We start from the raw sequence: 20,425 nt of genomic DNA, 5'->3' as shown, positions 1-20,425 counted from the left end.
TTTATGAATACCAAGACTTCGTTAATAACATCATTGAACGTCAATGAAATTCGCAAAGACTTTCCTGTTTTGCAGCAGAAAGTTAATGAACATGATTTGATTTATTTTGATAACGCGGCAACCACGCAAAAGCCCAAGGCCGTTATTGATGCTATGGCACATTACTACGCGCACGATAATTCCAACGTCCATCGTGGTGTGCATGCCTTAAGCGTTCGCGCTACCGAAAAGTATGAGGCAGCCCGTTCCAAGGTAAAACGTTTTATTAATGCCAAATCCGCCAAAGAGTGTATCTTTGTGCGCGGCACTACGGAAGCCATCAACCTGGTCGCTCAAAGTTTTGTGGCGCCACGTATTTTACCCGGCGAAGAGATCCTGATTACCTATATGGAGCATCATTCCAATATTGTTCCCTGGCAAATGGTATGCAAAAAAACAGGAGCCAATTTGCAGGTAGCCCCTATCTCTATCAGTGGCGAATTATTACTCGATGAGTTTGAAAAGAAACTCAATGCAAATACCAAATTTGTTGCGATTAATTATGTTTCCAATGCCTTGGGAACTATTAATCCCGTTAAAAAAATGATTGAAATGGCCCATGCGCATGGCGCCAAAGTGTTATTGGATGGTGCGCAGGCGACTGCTCATTTGCCCATAGACGTACACGATTTGAATTGCGATTTCTATGCTTTTTCAGGACATAAAATGTACGGCCCGACAGGTATAGGCGTGCTTTGGGGTAAAGAAGAACTGCTCAATGGCATGTCACCCTATCAAGGGGGCGGTGAAATGATTAATTACGTCACTTTCGAAGCGACAGAGTATGCAGCTCTTCCTCATAAATTTGAAGCAGGTACTCCCAATATTGCTGGTGCTATTGGTTTAGGCGCTGCAATGGATTATTTGTGGTCTCTGGATTTGGATGCCATTGCAGCTTATGAAGATCATTTATTGCATTATGCGACTGAAGCAGTTGAGTCCGTCAAAGGATTTAACATCATAGGAACAGCGGCGCATAAGGTTCCGGTTATTTCTTTTGTTCATGGCAAGATTCATGCGCATGATATAGGAACTATTCTGGACAGTGAGGGGATTGCCATACGCAGCGGCCATCACTGTGCCATGCCTTTAATGGACTTTTATGGTGTTGCGGCTACATCGCGCATGTCGCTATCCTTTTATAATACGCCAGAAGAAATAGATTATTTTGTGACAGCGCTGCAAAGAGTAAAAGAGGTGTTTGCATGAGTATGGAATTGCGTGAGCTTTATCAGGAAATCATTATTGATCATAACCGCAATCCCCGAAATCATCATGCTATGGATGATGCGACAACTCAGGCTAACGGTTTTAATCCCTTATGCGGCGATAAACTGACTGTTTATGCCAGGCTGGATAATGGCCTGATTACTGATTTAAGTTTTGTGGGTTGTGGTTGTGCTATTTCCCAGGCATCGGCATCTCTGATGACGGATGCATTAAAAGGTAAAACCGTGGAGGAAGCCCATGACCTGTTTCACCGCTTTCATCACATGCTGACTCTGGATGAAGAAGGGCATTCAAACTCTATGGACAAGCTGGCAGTTCTTGCCGGTGTGAAGGCTTTTCCAGCGCGGGTCAAATGCGCCACTTTAGCCTGGCACACTATGGAAGCTGCTTTAAATAAAGACACAACAGTGGTGAAAACTGAATAAAGTATGTAGCCCGTATTAGCGAAGCGTAATACGGGATCGAAGTGGCAACGAGCTCAGTATTCCCGTATTACGCTCCGCTAATACGGGCTACAGAATCGGTGAAGGCAATGAGGTTACAGTATGTTTGGTTTGAAGAAAAAGCAGGATGTAGAACAGATGAAAGAGGCAGTAATTCTGGCGCTTAAAGGCGTTTTTGATCCTGAAATTCCAGTCAATATTTATGATTTGGGTTTGATTTATAATGTCGCTATTAATGATGAAGGGCATGTAGACATCCAAATGACTCTGACTACTCCCGGTTGCCCTGTAGCGCAAACCTTCCCGGGAACTGTTGAACAGGCGGTAAATCAGGTTGATGGGATCAGCGATTGTACGGTTGAACTGGTATGGGAACCACCATGGACGCAGGAGCGAATGACAGAAGCAGCGCGCCTTGAGTTGGGAATTTTTTATTAATCATGTCTGAGCTATCATGGCATCCTTCTGCCTCAATACAATCACTGCGCCAACGTGCCTTGTTGCTTGCCAAAATTCGCGATTTTTTTACCCAACGCCATTATCTTGAAGTGGAAACCCCCATCATGGCGCGCCATGGGGTGACGGATGTCTACCTTAGTAACATCAAGACCAAATTCAGAGGTGAATCCTATTGTCTGCAGACTTCACCTGAATACCACATGAAACGCCTTTTAGCTGCCGGGAGCGGCCCTGTATTTCAGTTAGCGCGGGTTTTTCGCGATGACGAGTTAGGGCGCTGGCACAACCCTGAGTTTACTTTACTGGAATGGTATCAGCTGGATATAGACCATCACCAATTGATGGATGAAATGGATGCGCTTTTACAGCTTCTGATGCATTCTCAACCCATGCTGAGAAAAACGTATCAGCACGCTTTTCTGGAATCCTGTGATTTGGATCCATTCAATGCTTCTGTGGAGCAATTGCAGCATGTTTTGAAACAGCATGATTTAGATCAGGTTTTGGCAGCAGAGGAGCAAGACAGGGATCAATATTTATTTTTACTAATGAGTCATGTGGTGGAACCTTTTCTCGGCAAAGAAAATGCTCCAGTAGCAGTTTATGATTTTCCTGCCTCGCAGGCTTCTCTGGCACAAATCAAAAATGGTTTTGCACAGCGTTTTGAGGTTTATTATAAAGGTGTTGAGTTAGCGAATGGCTTTCATGAGTTGACGGATGCTGAGGCTCAGGCAAAACGTTTTGCTGAGGATAATCGTGCAAGAGCTCAGCAAGGTTTAGAGCCTGTAGAGGCCGACAGCTTTCTTTTAGATGCTTTGGCACATGGTTTACCTGCGTGCAGCGGCGTGGCTTTAGGCGTTGACAGATTGCTTGCCCTGTCTTTGCAACAACCAGGTATTTCACAAATTATTTCTTTTGATTTTTCAAGGGCATAGAGATCGTCATCCGATCCACGTCGCCCCATTCACGTCGTCCGATTCACGTCGTCCCATTCACGTCGTCCCATTCACGTCGTCCGATTCACGTCGTCCTGAGCGCGTCTTTTTGCGCGAAGGATCTCCTGAAATCGGCATGGTGCCAGTATTTGGAGATCCTTCGCGCAAAAAGACGCGCTCAGGACGACGTGAATGGGGCGATGTGGACCGGATGTGGACCGGATGATCGGATGAGGTGACATTTCTGTATTTTTGATTTGCTCCACGCAGCAGTCTATTATTAATGAATAATTTACAGATTGATAATCTGATGAATACTCTCCAATGGATGGAAAAACTGATTGGTATTAATACAGTTTCGACTAATTCCAACCTGGCTTTAATTGAGGAAATCAAACGTTGGTTTGAGTTGCATGATATTAAGTATCAAATAATTCCTGGAGCCAACGAAGAAAAAGTAAATCTGTTGGCAAGCATACCTGCTCATGATGGAACTGTTTCAGGCGGGTTGCTCCTGTCAGGGCATACCGATGTGGTGCCCATAACAGGACAAAACTGGACCACTGATCCTTTTCAAGCCGTTCAAAAAGACGGAAAAATCTACGGGCGCGGCGCCTGTGATATGAAAGGATTTCTTGCTGTATTGCTTGGCCTGGCGCCTGAGTTTAAGAAACTGAAACTCTTGAAACCCGTTCATATGGCCTTTACCTTTGACGAAGAGGTAGGCTGTATTGGTGTCAACTATGTTGTTGATTATTTACAAAAAAACAAGATTCATCCTGAAGGGTGCATTGTGGGTGAGCCTTCTTCCATGCGTCCGGTTACAGGTGAAAAAGGCAGGCGGCTCTATCATTGTCAGGTGGATGGAAAAGCAGTCCATTCCTCTTTGGCGCCAGTAGGCTGCAATGCTATTGAATATGCCAGTCATTTAATCAGTTATATTCATAAACTGGCCGTACACAGTGAGGATAATGGTCCTTTTGATAACGATTTCGATATTCCTTTCACAACCATTACCACCAACATCGTGAGCGGTGGGATTGCTACTAACATAGTTCCGGCTATCTGTGAGTTCATTGTGGAGTTACGTTACGTAAGCGAATTTCCCTTGATGAATTTTGAGCAGCAAATTCTTAATTATATTAATGTCGAATTACTGCCACTGATGCGTAAAAACCATGCTGATGCAGCAATCTATCTTGATCAAACTTCTGATTCTCCTGGTTTCAGGGCATCGGAAGACAGCCCAATTACTCATATTTTAAGAACAGTTACCGGAGTCAATGAACGGTATAAAGTGTCTTACAGTACCGAGGCCGGGGTATACCAAAGGGCGCATATTCCCACGGTTATCTGTGGCCCTGGTGACATTCACCAGGCTCACAGGCCTGACGAATTTGTCAGCCTGGAACAATTGTCTCTTTGTGAAAAAGTGCTGAAAAATGCAGTACACTTTTTATGCGGGATTTAGCGATTTTTAATGCGATAAAAAAAGGATTCCATATTCTTGTAGGTGCCCGATTTATAATATTTCATGCCGCACTTTTCCATCACCCGAAATGAGCCTTCGTTTTCGCGATCAGCATAGGCGACAATATACTCCGCATCGATGTGTAATTTAGCCCAGTTCAATAAAGCTTTTAGAACTTCAGTTGCGTACCCTTTATTCCAGTATTTTTTATCAAGCATATAACCTACTTTGATTTCACCCGTTGGCATACGGTCAAAATAAGCCTCTCCCACGAAGGCATCATTTCTGGCTTTAAAAATGAGGAAGCAGGGTAAATTGTGTTCTTTCTGGTTTTTAATGCTTTCATCAATAAAATCCTGAATTTCCTGATCACTAAGCTCCCCTTCAGGATAAAAGCGTTTTACTTCCGGATCTTTTTCCACATCTTCAATATGATGGGCATCACCTTTGCGAATAAAACGCATTCCCAAGTGAGTGGTATTGATAAGGTATTTACGCATAAGTATTCATCCGTGATGCCTGAAAAATTATTAGTCATTGATTGAGTATAGGAAATTTTGAGGGCTGTGGGCATTAATTTAACGTGAGTTAATTTAAGCTTTTGTAGCCCGTATTAGCGAAGCGTAATACGGGAGATCGAATTAACAATGGGCCCATGTTTCCCGCATTACGCTGACGCTAATGCGGGCTACGAATCAAGGTGAAATTTCTGGGGCGCGGGATAGAAGAAAGTCGCTTCATGTTTGTTATAGAACATATTCAGAATTCGCCCTCCTGGTATTTCCTGAAATTGTTTGATAGTCGCCAAATCTATAGTGCCTTGCAGTTTTATAGTAAAAATCAGTTGTCTGGCCTTACCTGATTGTATCCATTTCATGATGAGGGCATAGGCACGATCGGGATAGCATGCTACGTCAGAGAGCACCCAGTCATAAGTTTCTTCCAGAGCCGAGGGTTCTAAAGCAAAGGCACTTTGCTGCAAAAAGCGGACACGAGGTAAGCTGGCAATTTTGGGATCCAGTAAGGCCTTGTCCACTGCGGTCACATTAGCACCTAAAGCCTGCATCACGTAAGTCCATCCTCCGGGTGAGGCGCCCAGATCCAGAGCCGTTTCACCTGATGCGGGATATTTTTGCAAAAGAAAGAGGGCTTCCCATAATTTTAAATAGGCGCGGTTGGGTGGATTGACTTTATCTTCAATAAAAAAACAGTGCCCATGCGGCCATTTTTTCAAGCGTCTGGTGCTAAAGAGCAAGGTGTTTTGATCCAGCAGGCAAAATCCACCTATAACAGGTATTTCAGCTTCAGGTGGAAAATGTTGTTCTAATTTGGGGCATTTACGTAATTGCTCTTCAATCAAACGTGAACGTCTGACATGGCTTAATGGGTGTAAATACCAGAACTTTCCTGCCTGGCGGAGGATTTTGACTGCTTCGGAAATGGATTGAAAAGTGACGATTTGGGGTTCAAACCAAATATCCTGAGCAAAACACACTTCCGTTTTGACGCAGGAAGAAAAGACCATATCCTCTATAACGGTATTCACGTTGCCTAATTCTTTACTCAGATCAGCAAGGAATTCTGGTTTGGTGATATAGATTGCGGCAGGTTTCTGGAGGTTCATTTCAATAAATCCGGTCAATCACAAGAACTGCAAAACCGGAGATTATAGGTGATATTTGTTATATATTGAAACATTTCCCTGGCAAAAACCGCTCCGAGTATATTATTCATCCTTTTGGGTATATATTAACAGACATAGTACTATCGATAACTGACATTATGACGAGTAAAAAGAAAGAGCGCTTAATCATCGGCATTAGTGGTGCCAGTGGCGTACAATACGGTATTCGCCTGCTGGAATTACTCAAGCCTTTAGCTATTGAAACCCATTTGGTCATGAGCAAATCGGCTCAGTTGGTACGGCATTATGAAGTGCCGGTTGAATACGATGAGATTTGCTCTTTGGCAGATAAAACTTATGCCTTCCAGGATGTGTCCTGCTCTATAGCCAGCGGTTCTTTTAAAACCATGGGCATGATCGTTGCCCCCTGTTCCATGCATACTTTGGCAGAAATTGCTCATGGCTTTGGTTCCAATGCCTTGACTCGTGCGGCAGATGTGATGTTGAAGGACAGGCGAAAACTGGTTTTGATGGTCAGGGAATCTCCCTTGAATGCAGCCCATTTGGAAAACATGCTGAAGGTAACCCAGATGGGAGGAATCATTGCTCCTCCTGTTCCTGCTTTTTATAATAATCCGCAAAATCTGGATGATATCATTAATCACAGTGTTGGGCGGGTCTTGGATTTGTTTGATATTGATTTGGGTATTGTAAAACGATGGGAATAGATGGCGGACTTTTTGACCGTATCGTTCATTGGGAAACGGTGCTGATGAACAAGAAGGGAACGCTTGAGTTTTTGGCTGATTTAATTTCTGATGACTTTCTTGAAATTAATTACAAAGGGCAACAGATTTACAAACCGGATGTTATTCCCTGGTTAGAAATGGCTGACCTGCATGAATGGGTGGGAAGCCAATTTAAAGGACAACTTTTGAGCCCAGACTTGTTTTTATTGACCTATCTCAGCCAGTTGCAGTTAACGCCTGATAGCAAGAAAACAGTCCGTTCTTCGTTGTGGAGAAATGAAGGCAATAAGTGGCGCTTGGTTTTTCATCAGGAAACCCGTCTTTGAATGGGTCTGTTACACGCAGACTTCACTATCTGCCCTTTGTATGATACAAAATAAATGCCCGGACGAGATGCGCCGTACCCGGTTAAGACAAGACGACGCCTTTTATTACTTAAAATAAGGAAAGGTTATGCTGCTTGCTTGGATTTATTTGGTTTTTGCCGGATTACTGGAAGTCTGTTGGGCCATTGGGCTTAAATACACGGATGGATTTTCAAAATTTGTTCCCAGTCTGTTAACGCTTATTGCTATTGCCGGAAGTATGTTTTTGCTGGCTAAAGCCGCTCAGTCATTGCCCATTGGAACAGCCTATGCCATATGGGTTGGTATTGGGGCTCTTGGGACAGCCGTTATGGGGATCATATTATTTCAAGAGCCGTTATCTGTTTTACGGATCCTGTTTTTGCTTCTTTTGCTGGTATCTATTGTTGGTTTGAAATATACGGCTTGATGCATCCCCGATCTCCGTTGTCCTGAGCGCGTCTTTTTGCGCGAAGGCTCTCCTGTAAGCGGCACGGTGCCAGTATTTGGAGATCCTTCGCGCAAAAAGACGCGCTCAGGACGACGTGAATCAAAAGGATAAAACGCCTTACCGCCTTGGCCTGTATTGTTCACTTATCCCGTTAGTTACCGGAGTTTTTTTCTTATTCATCCAATAGAATAATGCTATTGAGGTGGTGTAAGGCACCCCAAACAGAAACAGCATATGTTTTATAGTATTGGCTGTACTGATGTCAAAAATGATTCCCAGCAGGAACATGATTTGAATAGTACGGCTTCTGATGAAATCAGTGAGAAGAAGTTGGGACATCGTTTAATCCATTTAAATTAGTTTATTTGATACTTAATTACAGAGCCATTTGCTTTCGGCGATAATGGAGTACACTTCGTTGTCTCCAATGACTATGTGATCAAGCAAGCGCGCGTCTATCAACTCAAGCGCGTCACGAATGCGCTCGGTTACTGCCAAATCCTGGTGACTGGCATCAGAAACGCCAGAAGGGTGGTTATGGGCTAGAATCAGGGCTGCAGCATTTAGCTGCAAGACGCGTTCTACTATAGGGCGTGGATGCACTGTTGCTGAATTAATGGTGCCGGAAAATAATTCTTCATAAGCTATGATGCGGTGTTGGTTATCGAGATAAAGTGCGGCAAAGGTTTCATTTTTATAGTCACGCAGCCTTTTTTTAAGATAGGCATAAGTTTGTTTGCTGTTTGTAATCTGGGTTTCTTTTTGTAAATGGATAAAATCGCTGCGCCTGCAAATTTCTTTTACTGCCTGTAACTGGACATAGCGCACCTCTCCCAAACCGGACACCTGTTTAAAACTCTGAGGATTGGCATTGAGTACGGCACGCAAATCACCCAAGTGTTTTATCAGGTCGAAGGCTAATTGCAGACAGGATTTTTTACCACTGCCAGAACTGATGAATACGGCCAGTAATTCAGTATCAGAGAGGCTTTGAACGCCATCAATAAGTAATTTTTCACGCAGGTCTATATGCCGCGTTGATTGGACAACCGTCATTTTGTATTCCTTTTTTATTCCTTTATTGCGAAGTTTGTGCTTTGATCGGGGGTATTCTTAACAAAAATGGTCAGTCATGCAAGATTTTATTAATAAAAAAATTCTTCTTGGAGTGTGTGGTGGTATTGCTGCTTATAAATCAGCCTATCTGATAAGAGAGCTGACCCGCTTAGGCGCTGAAGTTCGTGTGGTGATGACCCAATCAGCACAGCAATTTGTAAGCCCCTTACTGATGCAGGCCTTGTCTGGCAATGAAGTGCGTACTGAATTATTTGATACCCAGGCTGAGCGGGCTATGGGGCATATTGAGCTGGCGCGATGGGCGGATTATCTGGTAATTGCCCCTGCCTCTGCCAACTGCATCGCTAAAATGGCGCAAGGCATTGCGGATGACTTATTGTCCACCTTGTATTTGGTGGCAGAAACTCCGGTTATTGTCTGTCCTGCAATGAACAGAAGCATGTGGGCACATCCGGCCACACAAGCTAATTGTCAGCTGCTGCAGGAACGAGGCGCTATTCTGGTCGGGCCCGAAGAGGGCTCTCAGGCATGTGGAGAATATGGTTTAGGCAGGGTAAGTGAACCGGAACAGATTATCAGTGCCTTACGTTTACATGAAGTGCATCGATTATTAGCCGGTAAAAGGGTACTTATCACAGCAGGCCCTACTCGTGAATCCATAGATCCGGTCCGCTATTTAAGTAATTACAGTTCTGGAAAAATGGGATACGCTATGGCCGAAGCAGCCGCACTTGCCGGTGCCCAGGTTACTCTGATAAGCGGCCCCAGCGCGCTGGACGTGTCAGCCGGAATAGAACTGATTCGGGTCGAGTCAGCACAGGACATGTCAGACGCTGTACAACAGCACCTGCAGCCCGGAGACATCTTTATAGGGACCGCGGCAGTGGCAGATTATCAGATACAGACACCTGCTGTGGAAAAAATGAAGAAAAAAGACCATGCAGAAATTACCTTAAAACTGGAAAGGACGACAGATATTCTGAGTGCTGTGGCGAGCAGTGGTATTGCCTCTTTCGTAGTGGGATTTGCTGCTGAAACCAACGATTTGGTTGCCTACGCGCAAGAAAAGTTACAGCATAAAAAGCTGGATATGATAGTCGCCAATCAGGTAGGGAAGGGCTTAGGTTTTGAGTCGGACAACAATCAGGTTACGGTAATCACAAAAAAGGCACAATTCGAGTTGCCTTTAACCCATAAAACGCGTCTTGCGGGGCAAATTATTGCAATTATGGCAGTAACTCTGCAAAATGGCGCGCATTAAAACTTACAGGATTATTGGAACACTATCATGCCACAAGCAATTCAGTTAAAAATTCTTGATGAACGAATCGGACATTCTATTCCTTTACCCACTTATGCCACTGAGGGGGCGGCAGGACTCGATTTACGGGTGTGTATTAACGAACCGCTGCAGATAGCACCTCAGGAAACGGTATTATTACCTACAGGGCTTTCCATTTATATTGCTGATCCTTCATTGGCTGCGGTGATATTGCCTCGTTCAGGACTGGGGCATAAAAACGGCATTGTGTTGGGTAATCTGGTGGGACTCATTGACTCAGATTATCAGGGTGAATTAAAAATTTCCTGCTGGAACAGAAGTCAGGAACATTTTACGGTGAATCCTGGTGAGCGCATTGCCCAATTGGTCTTTATTCCTGTTGTCCAGGCTGCTTTTGAAGTAGTGACCTCCTTTACAGAAAGCAACAGAGGTGAGGGTGGTTTTGGCAGTTCCGGGAGACACTAAAATGAATTACAGGCAAAAGCAAATTCCCCGGTCGGTATTTCGTGCCTACGACATCAGAGGAATAATCGGTAAAGAATTAGATGAAGATTCCTTTTATACCATCGGATTGGCTATTGCTTGTCGTTTACAGAAATTAAATCGTCAGAAGATTTATCTGGCCTGGGATGGACGTCTGACCAGCCCTGCATTGTCTTCAGCCTTAAGAGAAGGCTTGTTGTCCAGCGGTATTGATGTGATCAATCTTGGCGCTGTTGCAACACCGGTGATGTATTTTGCTACCCATGACCAGGATCTGGATTGTGGTTTAATGGTTACCGGAAGCCATAATCCTGCTGATTACAATGGCATTAAAATGGTTTTGGCCGGTAAGACTTTAACCCAGGAAGATATTGATATTTTATATGATCTGGTTGTTGCAGGGAAAAGGATCACGGGTTCTGGTCAGGAAACCTCTTTTGATGTGATTCCTTTGTATAAGCAACGTATCATTAATGATATTCAGATCAATCGTCCTTTAAAGGTAGTAGTTGACTGTGGAAACGGTATTGCAGGACCCGTTATCCCTCAGGTGCTTAGAGAATTAGGTTGCGAGGTGATTTCCTTATACTGTGATGTTGATGGGCGATTTCCAAATCATCATCCGGATCCTACGGTAGAGGCTAATTTGGCTGATTTGAAAAAGGCAGTGGCAAATCATAAGGCTGATTTGGGGCTGGCTTTTGATGGGGATGCAGACCGCTTAGGCTTGATTACCAATGCAGGCACCATGATTTGGCCTGATCGTTTAATGATGCTTTTTTCTCGAGAGCTGTTAAAACGCATTCCGGGGGCGGCTATTGTGTTTGATGTGAAATGCTCTTCCCATTTAGAAGCCGTCATTACTGATGCCAAGGGTAAAGCGATAATGTGCCCTACAGGACATTCCATAGTGAAGGCAGTAATGAAGGAAAAGCTGGCTGCTTTAGCTGGAGAAATGAGTGGCCATTTGTTCTTTAAAGACAGATGGTATGGCTTTGATGATGCTTTATACAGCGCATGCCGGTTATTGGAAATTATCAGCGCGGCTCCCTTAACGGTGGAAGAACAGTTTTCCCTTATTCCTAATAGTGTGAATACTCCTGAATTAAAAATTAACATAGCGGATGAGGAGAAATTTCTTTTCATGAAGCAATTTAGCGATCATGCTGATTTCCCGACGGCAAGGATTTTAACCATTGATGGTTTGCGGGTGGAGTTTCCTAATGGCTGGGGCCTATTGCGTGCATCCAATACCACCCCTTGTCTGATTGCCCGTTTTGAAGCAATTGATGATGAGAATCTGATTGAAATTCAAAAGGTATTCAAAACACAAATTCACAAACTGGATCCAAAGCTGTCTTTACCTTTTTAATTGGGGTGTGAGCTAATGTAGGACTGTAGCCCGGTCTGCTTGCAGCCGGGATCGAAGTGGCACGATCCCGGCTGCAAGCAGACCGGGCTACACACCGTGCTATTCCGAAGCAACTTCACCCCGATCCACGTCGTCCTGAGCGCGTCTTTTTGCGCGAAGGATCTCCAAATACTGTGGCACCATGCCGCTTTGGGGAGATCCTTCGCGCAAAAAGACGCGCTCAGGACGACGGAGAGCGGGGGATAGCAAAGATGTGTAGACGAGTCAGAGGCTCCCTTAAGGCTCAGGCTGTTGGCTTAGGCGGTTCCTGGCTTGGCGCCATATCTGAATTTGTAAGCACGGGTTTTTGAGTAAAAAATTGATGTGGCCTTCCATTGTCGAAGTCTTTCTGAGTGCCGTCAATCAACTCATTTAATTCCATTCTTGTAGATGAATTACCGTATAGCCCTCTGATTATTCGCACTATCCACAAGCTGCTGCGTAATTGGCTTATGAAGAGAAATTCCGGGGCTATCGGTTGTTTGTCATTACCATTCAGATCTGCTCTCAGCTGTTCCAGCTCTTCTTTGCTGAGTTGTTTGATATGCTGTCTGATTAAATTGGTGGTAATAATCTTTTTTGTTTTTAAACTGAAATGATAATCCTGCCCTATCTCCGTTATCAGCGCTTTTAAATCGGAATAGTCTTTTACCTCACGGTCATAATAATGTGACTGGAAGCGATATTCCTCAATATTAATGCCTTTTTTTGCCAACACCTGGCTGACCTTGGGAGTAATTTCTGCACCCTGTCCAATCAGGTATTTTATTACTGTGAGTGGATCTTTCCCCGGATCTGTCTTTTCAGATCCTGGTTCATAAGATTCAGCCATTTTTGCCGCAACATCAATGGGAAGCTCTCCATTCGCGTTTGCTTTATTCAGATAATTGCCAAAGGCTTTTTGGCTTTGATCAAAACGAAACTCCCCAAGACGAATGAGGGTATGAAGAGGTGTGTCTCCAGTGGGCGTTGTGCGCATGGGATTTGCATAATTCAAACATAAGGCAGCCAGATTATTTATTTCATCTTGAGTCGCAATGTTTAACTCATGGTTATCACTGAAGGCTTCTTTCATATATTCTGCCAGTTCAAGCTGCAGGGCGTTGATATCTTCTACGCCATGACCATTTAAGTATTCACGAAATTCGGGCATAGACAGCAGGACGGCTCTTAGTTTGATTACCCGCTCATGCATAGCCTGAGTGATTAAATGAATTTCTGCCGCATCTTTGGGATTGGCCGGATCCAAATGTGACGAGAGGGCGTTTTGCATTAATTCTTCAGGAATGAGAATATGCTTTAAAAAACGTTTCCATTTATAACGATTAAACTCCGGATCATCTTTAAGTTGTCGGAATGCAGAGCGCTCTTCGAATTTACTGTACGTTTTTGACTCATCATAGTGGATTCTCATCCGTTTTCGTGTTGGCCAATAATGATTTCCAGAGTCTTGCAAATCAGGGAAGTTGCGTAAATCACGGGCAGTTATGTTAAAGGCTGTTTCTCCATAAGTCCAATTAGCTACTCGTGAATCCGTAAATGAGGTAATGCTGTCACTCAGCATCAAATCATGATCAATATTAAAAAAAACAGCCTGCCTTTTATTGTTTTTGATGATGAAATAAACACCAATATTCCCCTTATGCAAATCATCTTCTTCCAGTGTATATTTACCTGCAAACAAGTTGGCAACTGACTCCATATCAATATCCAGAGTGCCTTGAGCCCTTTCTTTCATTAACCAGGCAAAAAAGCCGCGAGGGAGTTTATCAAGAAATTTATAGGGAATTTCCTCTGCTTTTGTGACAGAAACATCGTTCAACTGGTATTGTCTGTGTTCCTGAGACCAGGAAATTTTTTGAAATTGGCTAGTACTTATCTCTGAGTGTTGAGCAATAGAGCGTTGGATGTGTTCACTGGCAACGCCTGTAACTGAATGGTCCTGATCCTTAACCAAATGATATTTAGGGGTGAGATAGGGCAACATAAAGAGACGAGCCAACTCACTAAAGGAAACTTCATTTACTGATGCTTCAGGATTATCGTGTTTGTTTTCTTTATAGACAATAGGAACAGGCTCATCTTTTTCAGTCACATAAACTGAACGATGAACCACGTGTGCCGTATTCCTGCTACCGGAATGGGCATCAATTCCTTTAATGTTGTTAAATAAATACGACTCTGCCATTAATTTTTATATTGAAACACACATTATTCTAAGCGTAGCATATGAATCTTAAGTGATTATTAATTTTGCACACGTCTCGAGAAGGAGTAAGGGGTTGATTTAAATAGGCGTAGCCTTGATGCAGCGACAGCGTAATCAAGGTTTTCATTCTGAAAGGCCAAAAGAACCATAGGAAAACCTTGATTACGCTGTCGCTGCATCAAGGCTACAGTTATTTATATACCGGAACGATATCTTTTTTGACAACATACAGCATCACCTCTAATGGCTGCTGGTTTTGTAAGCGGGCAGGTACTTTTTCTTGTTTTACTATACTCAAACCACTTTTATGGGCTATTTTGCTTACATAATCAGGATGGTGGCTGAAACGGGCACTGGGTTGTAGTACCCAGTCTTTGCTTTCGCTGATTTCAGTTGTGAAAATGAAGTAGCCTTCCGGGGTGAGATGCTGGGCAACGCAATCAAACAAGTCAGCGAGCTCACCTAAATAGGGCAGTACATCGGCTGCTACCATTAAGTCATAATGCTGTTTCTCATTGTTTAAAAACTCAATCAATTCGGCAGTAATCAGGCGATCGTAAATGCCTTTTTCTTTGGCATGACCAATCATTTTTTCAGCAATATCAATTCCTGTTAATTTTTTACTCAGTTCGCGTAAGACTACTCCGGTTAACCCCGTCCCACAGCCAATATCCAGAGTATTGCCAATATCTGTGAGCTCTAATTGATGCAGGGTTCTGACTATATGCTGAGGCAGAGAATAGTTTAAGTGGCCTTGCATGTGCTGGTCATAATAAAGGGCATAATTATTAAATAAATTTTGGGCGTAATCAGGGGTTGTGCTGCCCTTTTCATCGCCTGACAAGGCATTAAGCATATGCTTGCTGACCTTATCCTCAGGGTTGATTCTCAAGGCGCGTTCCAAATATTCCCGTGCTGTTTCCCTCATATCCATTTTTAAGTAGATGGCCGCCATATTATTTAATGAGGGGGCATGATTGTTTTCTATATTTAATAATTGCTCAAAAAAAATGACGGCTTCATTCAAATGGCCCAAGGCCATTTGCGCAACCCCTGAATTATATAAATATTCGATATTATTGGGTTCTTTTTTGAGTAATACATCGTAATGCATCAGCGCATTTTCAAAACGGTCATGATGCATAAATGTGGCTGCGAGATTATTACGTGCATCAATATCTTCATTGTCCAAAGCCAGGGCTTTGGTAAAATAATCAACGGCTAGTTGATTCTGTTCTCTTTTTAAGGCAATGACACCTAAATTGACTAAGGCTTGTATTTGTTCACTGTCATGTTCCAATACTTTTTGAAAAGCGCGTTCCGCTTCATCAAGCAAATTATCTTCCAGGTGTAAAATGCCTAAATAAAATTGAGCCTCAATATGTTCCGGGTTTAGCGAAATGACATTATTAAATTGTGTTTTTGCCGCCGCTAACTGGTTATTTTGTAGCAATAACAATCCCAGATTAAAATGGGCTGCGCTAAAATCTGGTTCTGCATGAACTGCTTTTACATAGTGGTTTAAAGCTTCCTGATACTTGTTTTGTAAGGCATAAATAGTCGCCAGGTTATTATGTGCCTGAGCGTACTCTGGCTTATGCTCAATGGCTTTAAGATAATAATGGATGGCTTTTTCCGGTTGATTGTTTTTCTTGTAGGCATTACCCAGATTATTAAAAAGGGCAGGGTCATGTGGATTTTGCTCCAGAGCCTGAAGTAAATACAAGGTAGCATTGTCCATATCACCCAATTGGGCATAGGTTAAGCCCAAAAAATGCAAAGTTTCCGGATGCTTCGGAGCCCGAGCCAGTATTTGCTCATAAAAACTAATCGCCTGGGGAAGCTGCCCTTCATATTGCAGCTTATAGGCCTGGGCAAAAAGATCATCTAATTCGCTATTCATTGCAGTTCAAGGATTAGGGCGCGTAATTGCGTTAAGGCTTTGGCGCGATGACTGATGGTATTTTTAATATTAGCAGGTAACTGAGATACTGTGCATTGGTGTTCTTCTACATAAAATATGGGATCGTAGCCAAAACCTTCTGTTCCTGCCGGGCTGTATGTAATGCTGCCATGAAACAGGCCAGTTGCAATAATGGGGGTGGGATCTTCGGCATGTTGAACCAGGGCAATGGCACAATAAAAATAGGCATGTCGTTGCGCGTCTTCCAAATGCGCCATGTTTTTTAACAATAAGCTGGTATTGTCTTGATCGTTGGCATTAATGCCGGCATAACGAGCAGAAAAGATACCTGGCTCACCCTGTAATGCTGGTACAACCAATCCTGAATCATCGGCCAAAGCGGGCTTTCCTGCGATGTGACTTGCATGTCGTGCTTTTATGATCGCATTTTCAATGAAGCTTAAGCCGGTTTCTTCGGCACTGGATATGTTCAGGGTGCTTTGGGCAATACAACGAATTGGATCGAGTAGCGCTTGTAATTCGCGGATTTTCCCTGCATTGCTTGTAGCCAGAATCAGTTCTTTCATTTTATAAAATGGCTTTTGATGGATTTTGTTTATTGTAGCGGGATAGGGGAGATATAAAAACAGTAGGACATAAATAAATTGACGGCTCTTTAATTCTTGACTGATTATGGGTTTATTTTGATCAATTAATGGTTTTCCTTAGCAATTTTGTTGCTTTTGAGTTAAAATTAGGTTTGATTTTAAATAGATTGAATGAATAATGCCTTTGTCTCATGTGTTTGTCGCCTTATTGGTGGTTCTTATCTGGGGAATAAATTTTATTTTCGTCAAGTTAGGTCTTGATGAAATATCTCCCCTTTTACTTTGTGCACTGCGATTTTTACTCGCCAGTGTGCCTGCTATTCTTTTTATAAGACCCCCTAAAGTTCAATTCAGAATTATAGCCGCGTATGGGCTGATCATGTTTGCCTTACAATTTGCCTTGTTATTCCTGGGGATGCAGGTTGGAATGACCCCGGGTATGGCCTCATTACTGATGCAGGTGCAGGTATTTTTCAGCATGTTTTTCGCTTCTTTACTTTTGGGTGAACATCCGAGCATGGGGCAGGTTATAGGGGCATTGATTTCATTTTCTGGTATTGGTCTTGTCGCCATGCATTTCGATGCTCATGTTTCCTTCCTGGGGTTCTTGCTGATTATGGCCGCTGCTGCGACCTGGGGTATAGGCAATCTGATTACCAAACAAATGAAAGGCAGTAACCAGGTTGCAGTCATCGTCTGGGGAAGTTTTATAGCCTGCTTCCCCATGTTTATTCTGGCGTTGATCTTTGAAGGGTCTGGCAGTTTTGTTGCTACCTATGAACACATTTCCTGGAAAGGTGCCGGGGCTTTGGCATACATCGTTTATGTGTCAACATGGATTGGATATGGTGCATGGAATTGGCTGGTTAGTCGTTATCCTGTGGGCGTTGTGGTTCCATTTACATTGTTGGTGCCAGTTGTTGGTATTCTTGGTTCTATTTTCATTCTTGGTGAGCCATTCCAGTTGTGGAAACTTGTAGCCGGTTTGCTGGTAATCAGCGGGCTTTGTATTAATATCATCAGCTCTCGCTTGCTTGCACCTAAAGCACATCCTGAGCCGGCTTAGGGCATATGGAGTTACCGGTTGTAGCTGACTCTTCTACACATCTTTACACGTCGTCCTGAGCGCGTCTTTTTGCGCGAAGGATCTCCTGAAATTGGCAGGGTGCCAGTATTTGGAGATCCTTCGCGCAAAAAGACGCGCTCAGGACGACGTGGATCGGGTTAGGCTACAAAAGCTTCTCTAGCTTCTCTTATCCGTATATGATAAGCCTTTCTTTCTGAGATAAATAACAGGTTATGAGTGTGTCTAAACGCATCATTTTATGTGCTGATGATTTTGGTTTGAATCCAGGTATTTCGCAGGGGATTTTAAAACTGGTGCGCAATCAGCGACTTTCGGCTGTAAGTTGCATGGTGGGTTTTCCTGCTTTTGAGCGCTATGCTGCGGAACTGTTGGCATGTAAACATCAGATTCAGACCGGCTTACATTTTAATCTTACCGAAGGCCATTTACTTTCAGAGCCTGGGCGTCCTTGTTTCAGTTTAACTAATCTTATTCTTAAAACGCACCTGAGATTGCTGTCTTCCTCTTTAATCGCCAAAGAATTAAATACTCAACTTGACCTTTATATCCAAACGATGGGTGAGCTGCCTGATTTTATTGATGGGCATCAGCATGTCCATCAGTTTCCCCAAATCAGGGAAGTGCTTTTTCAGGTTTATGAACAGCGTCTTAAACGGCATGGAACGGCCATCCGTTCGACTTATCCCGCAGTTACCATTCCTCGCTATCGTTTTAAAGCGGCTGTTTTAGCAAAAACAGGTGGCAGGTACTTAAGCCGGGAACTTAAACAATTAACTATTCCACATAACCCGGTTTTTTCGGGGGTTTATGATTTTTCGCCTGATTCCGATTATCGCAGTCTTTTTGGGATGTGGCTGCAGAGTATTTCTGATAATACTCTGATCATGTGCCATCCTGGAGATGATACAGAGGATGAAATTGCTGCAGCGCGTAGAGAAGAGTTACACTATTTTTCGAGTGCTGACTTTTTAGCAGATTGTCAAAACTATGGTGTTTCTTTAGCGACAGGCCCAAAATCGGGAGAGAAAAAAGCTGTACACAGCAACGATGCCTAAATCCAGAGTTAAAGAAACCAGATAATTCAGATGCGTATAATGCAGCAGTAAAAAATAGAGCAATTCATTGAGAATTCCCCCTGATGCTGCCACCAGGAAAAAATGAGGTAAGCTCAGCTGTTTTTGATCGTGCATGTTGGCAAAGGTGAGGTATTTATGGCCAAGATAACTCACGTTAAACGCGACTAAAAAGGCAAAGACATTTGCGAGTAAAGGCTTAAGATTTAAATATGTAACCAGATTTAATACGACCAGTATGTGAATAAGCGCAGCTGTACCACCAATACCTGTAAAGAAAAGCAGGCGATGGGATAATTTAAGAGTGGCTATCATCAAAGCTGGATTCCTCATCAATAATATAATGCGGTCGGTGTTTTACCTCATCAAACACACGGCCAATGTACTCTCCAACCACCCCTAAAGCAAACAATTGCAGCCCACCAAAAAAGCTGATCGTTGTAACTATCGTTGCCCAACCAGGTGTTTGGATACCAAAGATTAAGGTACTTAAAATAATCCATAAAGCATAGAGCATGGCCATGGTTGCCACTCCGATACCGCCCAGAGCAATCATTCTCAAGGGAAAAGCAGTAAAGGATGTAATGCCTGTAATTGCCAAATCCAGTAAGGAATAAAAACTCCATTGTGAGGTACCCAGTTTACGTGGTTGTACTTCAAATGGAATGGCTATTTGTTTAAAGCCAACCCAACTGTATAAACCTTTCATAAAACGGTTACGTTCTGGCAGTTTTTGTAATGCGTTGACGATTTTTCTGTCAAGCAAGCGAAAATCACCCGCATTAGCAGGAATATTTACTCGATTTATTTTAGACGCGAATTGATAAAAAGCACGGGCGCAGGTTCGTTTTAACCAGGCTTCATCAGAACGGTTTTGCCGTACGGCATAGACCATGTCATAGCCAGCTTCCCATTGAACTACAAATTCACTTAAGAGTTCGAGCGGATGTTGGAAGTCGCCATCCATTAAAATCACTGCATCGCCACGGGCATAGTCTAATCCCGCGCTGAGTGCCTTTTCTTTGCCAAAATTACGGCTGAAACGGATATAGCGTATGGGAAATTGTGACCGTAGCTCTTGCACTATATTGAAGGTATTGTCCTGACTGCCATCATCAACCAATACGATTTCATAAGGGTAGCCCAGTTCTTTCAGTGTTTTATCCAGAGCGGCAACAAACTCCGCAATAACTTCTTCTTCGTTATAAACAGGGACAACACAAGAGATTAATTTTTTATGATTCAGAGTTTTAGCCATGGTCGTATTTGATAAAATAAACACTGGTTTGAAGCCCTGCATATTAACCCAGATTGGGAAGGGGAGTCTACTTCAATCTCGGATCCGGGGCATCCTTATCATCCTTTTGGCTCCACGTCGTCCTGAGCGCGTCTTTTGGCGCGAAGGATCTCCTGAAATTGGCACTGAATCCTGACAGGATGTGTAGCCCGGTCTGCTTGCGTGGCACCATGCCGCTTTCGGGAGATCCTTCGCGCCAAAAGACGCGCTCAGGACGACGTAGTGGGCTTTATGGCATCAATAAGTTATT

At 43.3% G+C, this 20,425-nt stretch carries 22 protein-coding genes and 1 riboswitch; of the genes, 13 read left to right on the top strand and 9 right to left on the bottom strand.

What is annotated here, in order from left to right; all coding sequences use genetic code 11:
* Positions 1–3 precede the first annotated feature (3 nt).
* The 5 genes from B094_RS0107820 (at position 4) to argE (ending at position 4,577) form a co-directional block, all read left to right on the top strand.
* Positions 4–1,248 (top strand): cysteine desulfurase, encoded by a 1,245-nt coding sequence (locus B094_RS0107820; RefSeq protein ID WP_018577257.1) that lies wholly within the window; start codon positions 4–6, stop codon positions 1,246–1,248.
* Positions 1,245–1,694: a Fe-S cluster assembly sulfur transfer protein SufU gene (sufU, locus tag B094_RS0107815; protein ID WP_018577256.1), complete on the top strand. Its 450-nt coding sequence runs from the start codon at positions 1,245–1,247 to the stop codon at positions 1,692–1,694. The genes B094_RS0107820 and sufU overlap by 4 nt, the downstream gene beginning before the upstream one ends.
* Positions 1,695–1,814: 120 nt before the next feature.
* Entirely contained in the window at positions 1,815–2,150 is a 336-nt protein-coding gene (locus tag B094_RS0107810; RefSeq protein WP_018577255.1) for an SUF system Fe-S cluster assembly protein, read from the top strand.
* Positions 2,151–2,152: 2 nt separating this feature from the next.
* Positions 2,153–3,106 carry an elongation factor P--(R)-beta-lysine ligase gene (gene epmA / locus B094_RS0107805; protein WP_018577254.1) on the top strand — a complete coding sequence of 318 codons (954 nt, stop codon included), beginning with the start codon at positions 2,153–2,155 and terminating at the stop codon, positions 3,104–3,106.
* A gap of 283 nt (positions 3,107–3,389) precedes the next feature.
* Positions 3,390–4,577, top strand: coding sequence for an acetylornithine deacetylase (argE, locus tag B094_RS0107800; RefSeq protein ID WP_018577253.1), 1,188 nt, complete (start codon positions 3,390–3,392; stop codon positions 4,575–4,577).
* On the opposite strand, the gene B094_RS0107795 is transcribed toward argE, so the two are convergent.
* Both B094_RS0107795 and B094_RS0107790 read right to left on the bottom strand, forming a co-directional pair.
* On the bottom strand, positions 4,574–5,077 hold the full coding sequence (locus B094_RS0107795; protein ID WP_018577252.1) for a GNAT family N-acetyltransferase: 504 nt from the start codon (positions 5,075–5,077) through the stop codon (positions 4,574–4,576). The two genes, argE and B094_RS0107795, sit on opposite strands and share 4 nt — an antisense overlap.
* 188 nt (positions 5,078–5,265) lie before the next feature.
* Positions 5,266–6,201: an SAM-dependent methyltransferase gene (locus tag B094_RS0107790; RefSeq protein ID WP_018577251.1), complete on the bottom strand. Its 936-nt coding sequence runs from the start codon at positions 6,199–6,201 to the stop codon at positions 5,266–5,268.
* Between the two features lie 158 nt (positions 6,202–6,359).
* Between B094_RS0107790 and B094_RS0107785 the strand changes: the two genes are divergently transcribed.
* The 3 genes from B094_RS0107785 to sugE all read left to right on the top strand — a co-directional run bounded on the left by B094_RS0107785 (position 6,360) and on the right by sugE (position 7,724).
* Positions 6,360–6,929 (top strand): UbiX family flavin prenyltransferase, encoded by a 570-nt coding sequence (locus tag B094_RS0107785; RefSeq protein WP_040524085.1) that lies wholly within the window; start codon positions 6,360–6,362, stop codon positions 6,927–6,929.
* Positions 6,920–7,276, top strand: a complete 357-nt coding sequence (locus B094_RS0107780; protein ID WP_018577249.1) for a DUF4440 domain-containing protein — start codon at positions 6,920–6,922, stop codon at positions 7,274–7,276. Before B094_RS0107785 ends, B094_RS0107780 begins: the two co-directional genes overlap by 10 nt.
* Before the next feature lie 38 nt (positions 7,277–7,314).
* Positions 7,315–7,378: riboswitch (guanidine-III (ykkC-III) riboswitch) on the top strand.
* 25 nt (positions 7,379–7,403) lie between these two features.
* Entirely contained in the window at positions 7,404–7,724 is a 321-nt protein-coding gene (gene sugE / locus B094_RS0107775) for a quaternary ammonium compound efflux SMR transporter SugE (protein WP_018577248.1), read from the top strand.
* Positions 7,725–7,862: 138 nt separating this feature from the next.
* On the opposite strand, the gene B094_RS0107770 is transcribed toward sugE, so the two are convergent.
* Together B094_RS0107770 and radC are read right to left on the bottom strand one after the other, a co-directional pair.
* Positions 7,863–8,084, bottom strand: coding sequence for a hypothetical protein (locus tag B094_RS0107770; RefSeq protein WP_018577247.1), 222 nt, complete (start codon positions 8,082–8,084; stop codon positions 7,863–7,865).
* A gap of 33 nt (positions 8,085–8,117) precedes the next feature.
* A complete protein-coding gene (gene radC, locus B094_RS0107765; RefSeq protein WP_018577246.1) occupies positions 8,118–8,801 on the bottom strand; it encodes a RadC family protein in 684 nt (227 codons plus the stop codon).
* Between the two features lie 76 nt (positions 8,802–8,877).
* Here radC and coaBC point away from each other — a divergent pair, with 76 nt between their 5' ends.
* Genes coaBC through B094_RS0107750 form a run of 3 tightly spaced genes read left to right on the top strand, consistent with a single transcriptional unit; the run spans position 8,878 to position 11,959 of the window.
* Positions 8,878–10,083, top strand: a complete 1,206-nt coding sequence (gene coaBC, locus B094_RS0107760) for a bifunctional phosphopantothenoylcysteine decarboxylase/phosphopantothenate--cysteine ligase CoaBC (RefSeq protein WP_018577245.1) — start codon at positions 8,878–8,880, stop codon at positions 10,081–10,083.
* A 27-nt stretch (positions 10,084–10,110) separates the two neighbouring features.
* A complete protein-coding gene (gene dut, locus B094_RS0107755; protein WP_018577244.1) occupies positions 10,111–10,569 on the top strand; it encodes a dUTP diphosphatase in 459 nt (152 codons plus the stop codon).
* A gap of 1 nt (position 10,570) precedes the next feature.
* Complete coding sequence (locus tag B094_RS0107750; protein WP_018577243.1) at positions 10,571–11,959, top strand: phosphomannomutase/phosphoglucomutase; 1,389 nt, start codon at positions 10,571–10,573, stop codon at positions 11,957–11,959.
* A gap of 283 nt (positions 11,960–12,242) precedes the next feature.
* Here the strand turns inward: B094_RS0107750 and ankK are convergent, their stop codons facing one another.
* The 3 genes from ankK to rdgB all read right to left on the bottom strand — a co-directional run bounded on the left by ankK (position 12,243) and on the right by rdgB (position 16,697).
* Complete coding sequence (ankK, locus tag B094_RS0107745; RefSeq protein WP_018577242.1) at positions 12,243–14,186, bottom strand: Dot/Icm T4SS effector AnkK/LegA5; 1,944 nt, start codon at positions 14,184–14,186, stop codon at positions 12,243–12,245.
* 211 nt (positions 14,187–14,397) lie between these two features.
* Positions 14,398–16,110, bottom strand: coding sequence for a tetratricopeptide repeat protein (locus B094_RS0107740; RefSeq protein ID WP_018577241.1), 1,713 nt, complete (start codon positions 16,108–16,110; stop codon positions 14,398–14,400).
* Complete coding sequence (rdgB, locus tag B094_RS0107735) at positions 16,107–16,697, bottom strand: RdgB/HAM1 family non-canonical purine NTP pyrophosphatase (RefSeq protein WP_018577240.1); 591 nt, start codon at positions 16,695–16,697, stop codon at positions 16,107–16,109. The genes B094_RS0107740 and rdgB overlap by 4 nt, the downstream gene beginning before the upstream one ends.
* A gap of 199 nt (positions 16,698–16,896) precedes the next feature.
* Here rdgB and B094_RS0107730 point away from each other — a divergent pair, with 199 nt between their 5' ends.
* Both B094_RS0107730 and B094_RS0107725 read left to right on the top strand, forming a co-directional pair.
* Positions 16,897–17,784 (top strand): O-acetylserine/cysteine exporter, encoded by an 888-nt coding sequence (locus B094_RS0107730; protein WP_018577239.1) that lies wholly within the window; start codon positions 16,897–16,899, stop codon positions 17,782–17,784.
* Between the two features lie 233 nt (positions 17,785–18,017).
* Positions 18,018–18,860, top strand: coding sequence for a ChbG/HpnK family deacetylase (locus B094_RS0107725; protein WP_040524084.1), 843 nt, complete (start codon positions 18,018–18,020; stop codon positions 18,858–18,860).
* On the opposite strand, the gene B094_RS0107720 is transcribed toward B094_RS0107725, so the two are convergent.
* Together B094_RS0107720 and B094_RS0107715 are read right to left on the bottom strand one after the other, a co-directional pair.
* Complete coding sequence (locus B094_RS0107720; protein ID WP_018577237.1) at positions 18,804–19,193, bottom strand: GtrA family protein; 390 nt, start codon at positions 19,191–19,193, stop codon at positions 18,804–18,806. The two genes, B094_RS0107725 and B094_RS0107720, sit on opposite strands and share 57 nt — an antisense overlap.
* On the bottom strand, positions 19,177–20,136 hold the full coding sequence (locus B094_RS0107715; RefSeq protein WP_026253938.1) for a glycosyltransferase family 2 protein: 960 nt from the start codon (positions 20,134–20,136) through the stop codon (positions 19,177–19,179). The genes B094_RS0107720 and B094_RS0107715 overlap by 17 nt, the downstream gene beginning before the upstream one ends.
* Positions 20,137–20,425 lie beyond the last annotated feature (289 nt).

The organism is Legionella shakespearei DSM 23087, assembly GCF_000373765.1.
GTDB classification, from domain to species: domain Bacteria; phylum Pseudomonadota; class Gammaproteobacteria; order Legionellales; family Legionellaceae; genus Legionella; species Legionella shakespearei.
Note: the sequence above shows the minus strand (reverse complement) of the source record. Positions and strands in the feature narration are given on the sequence as shown.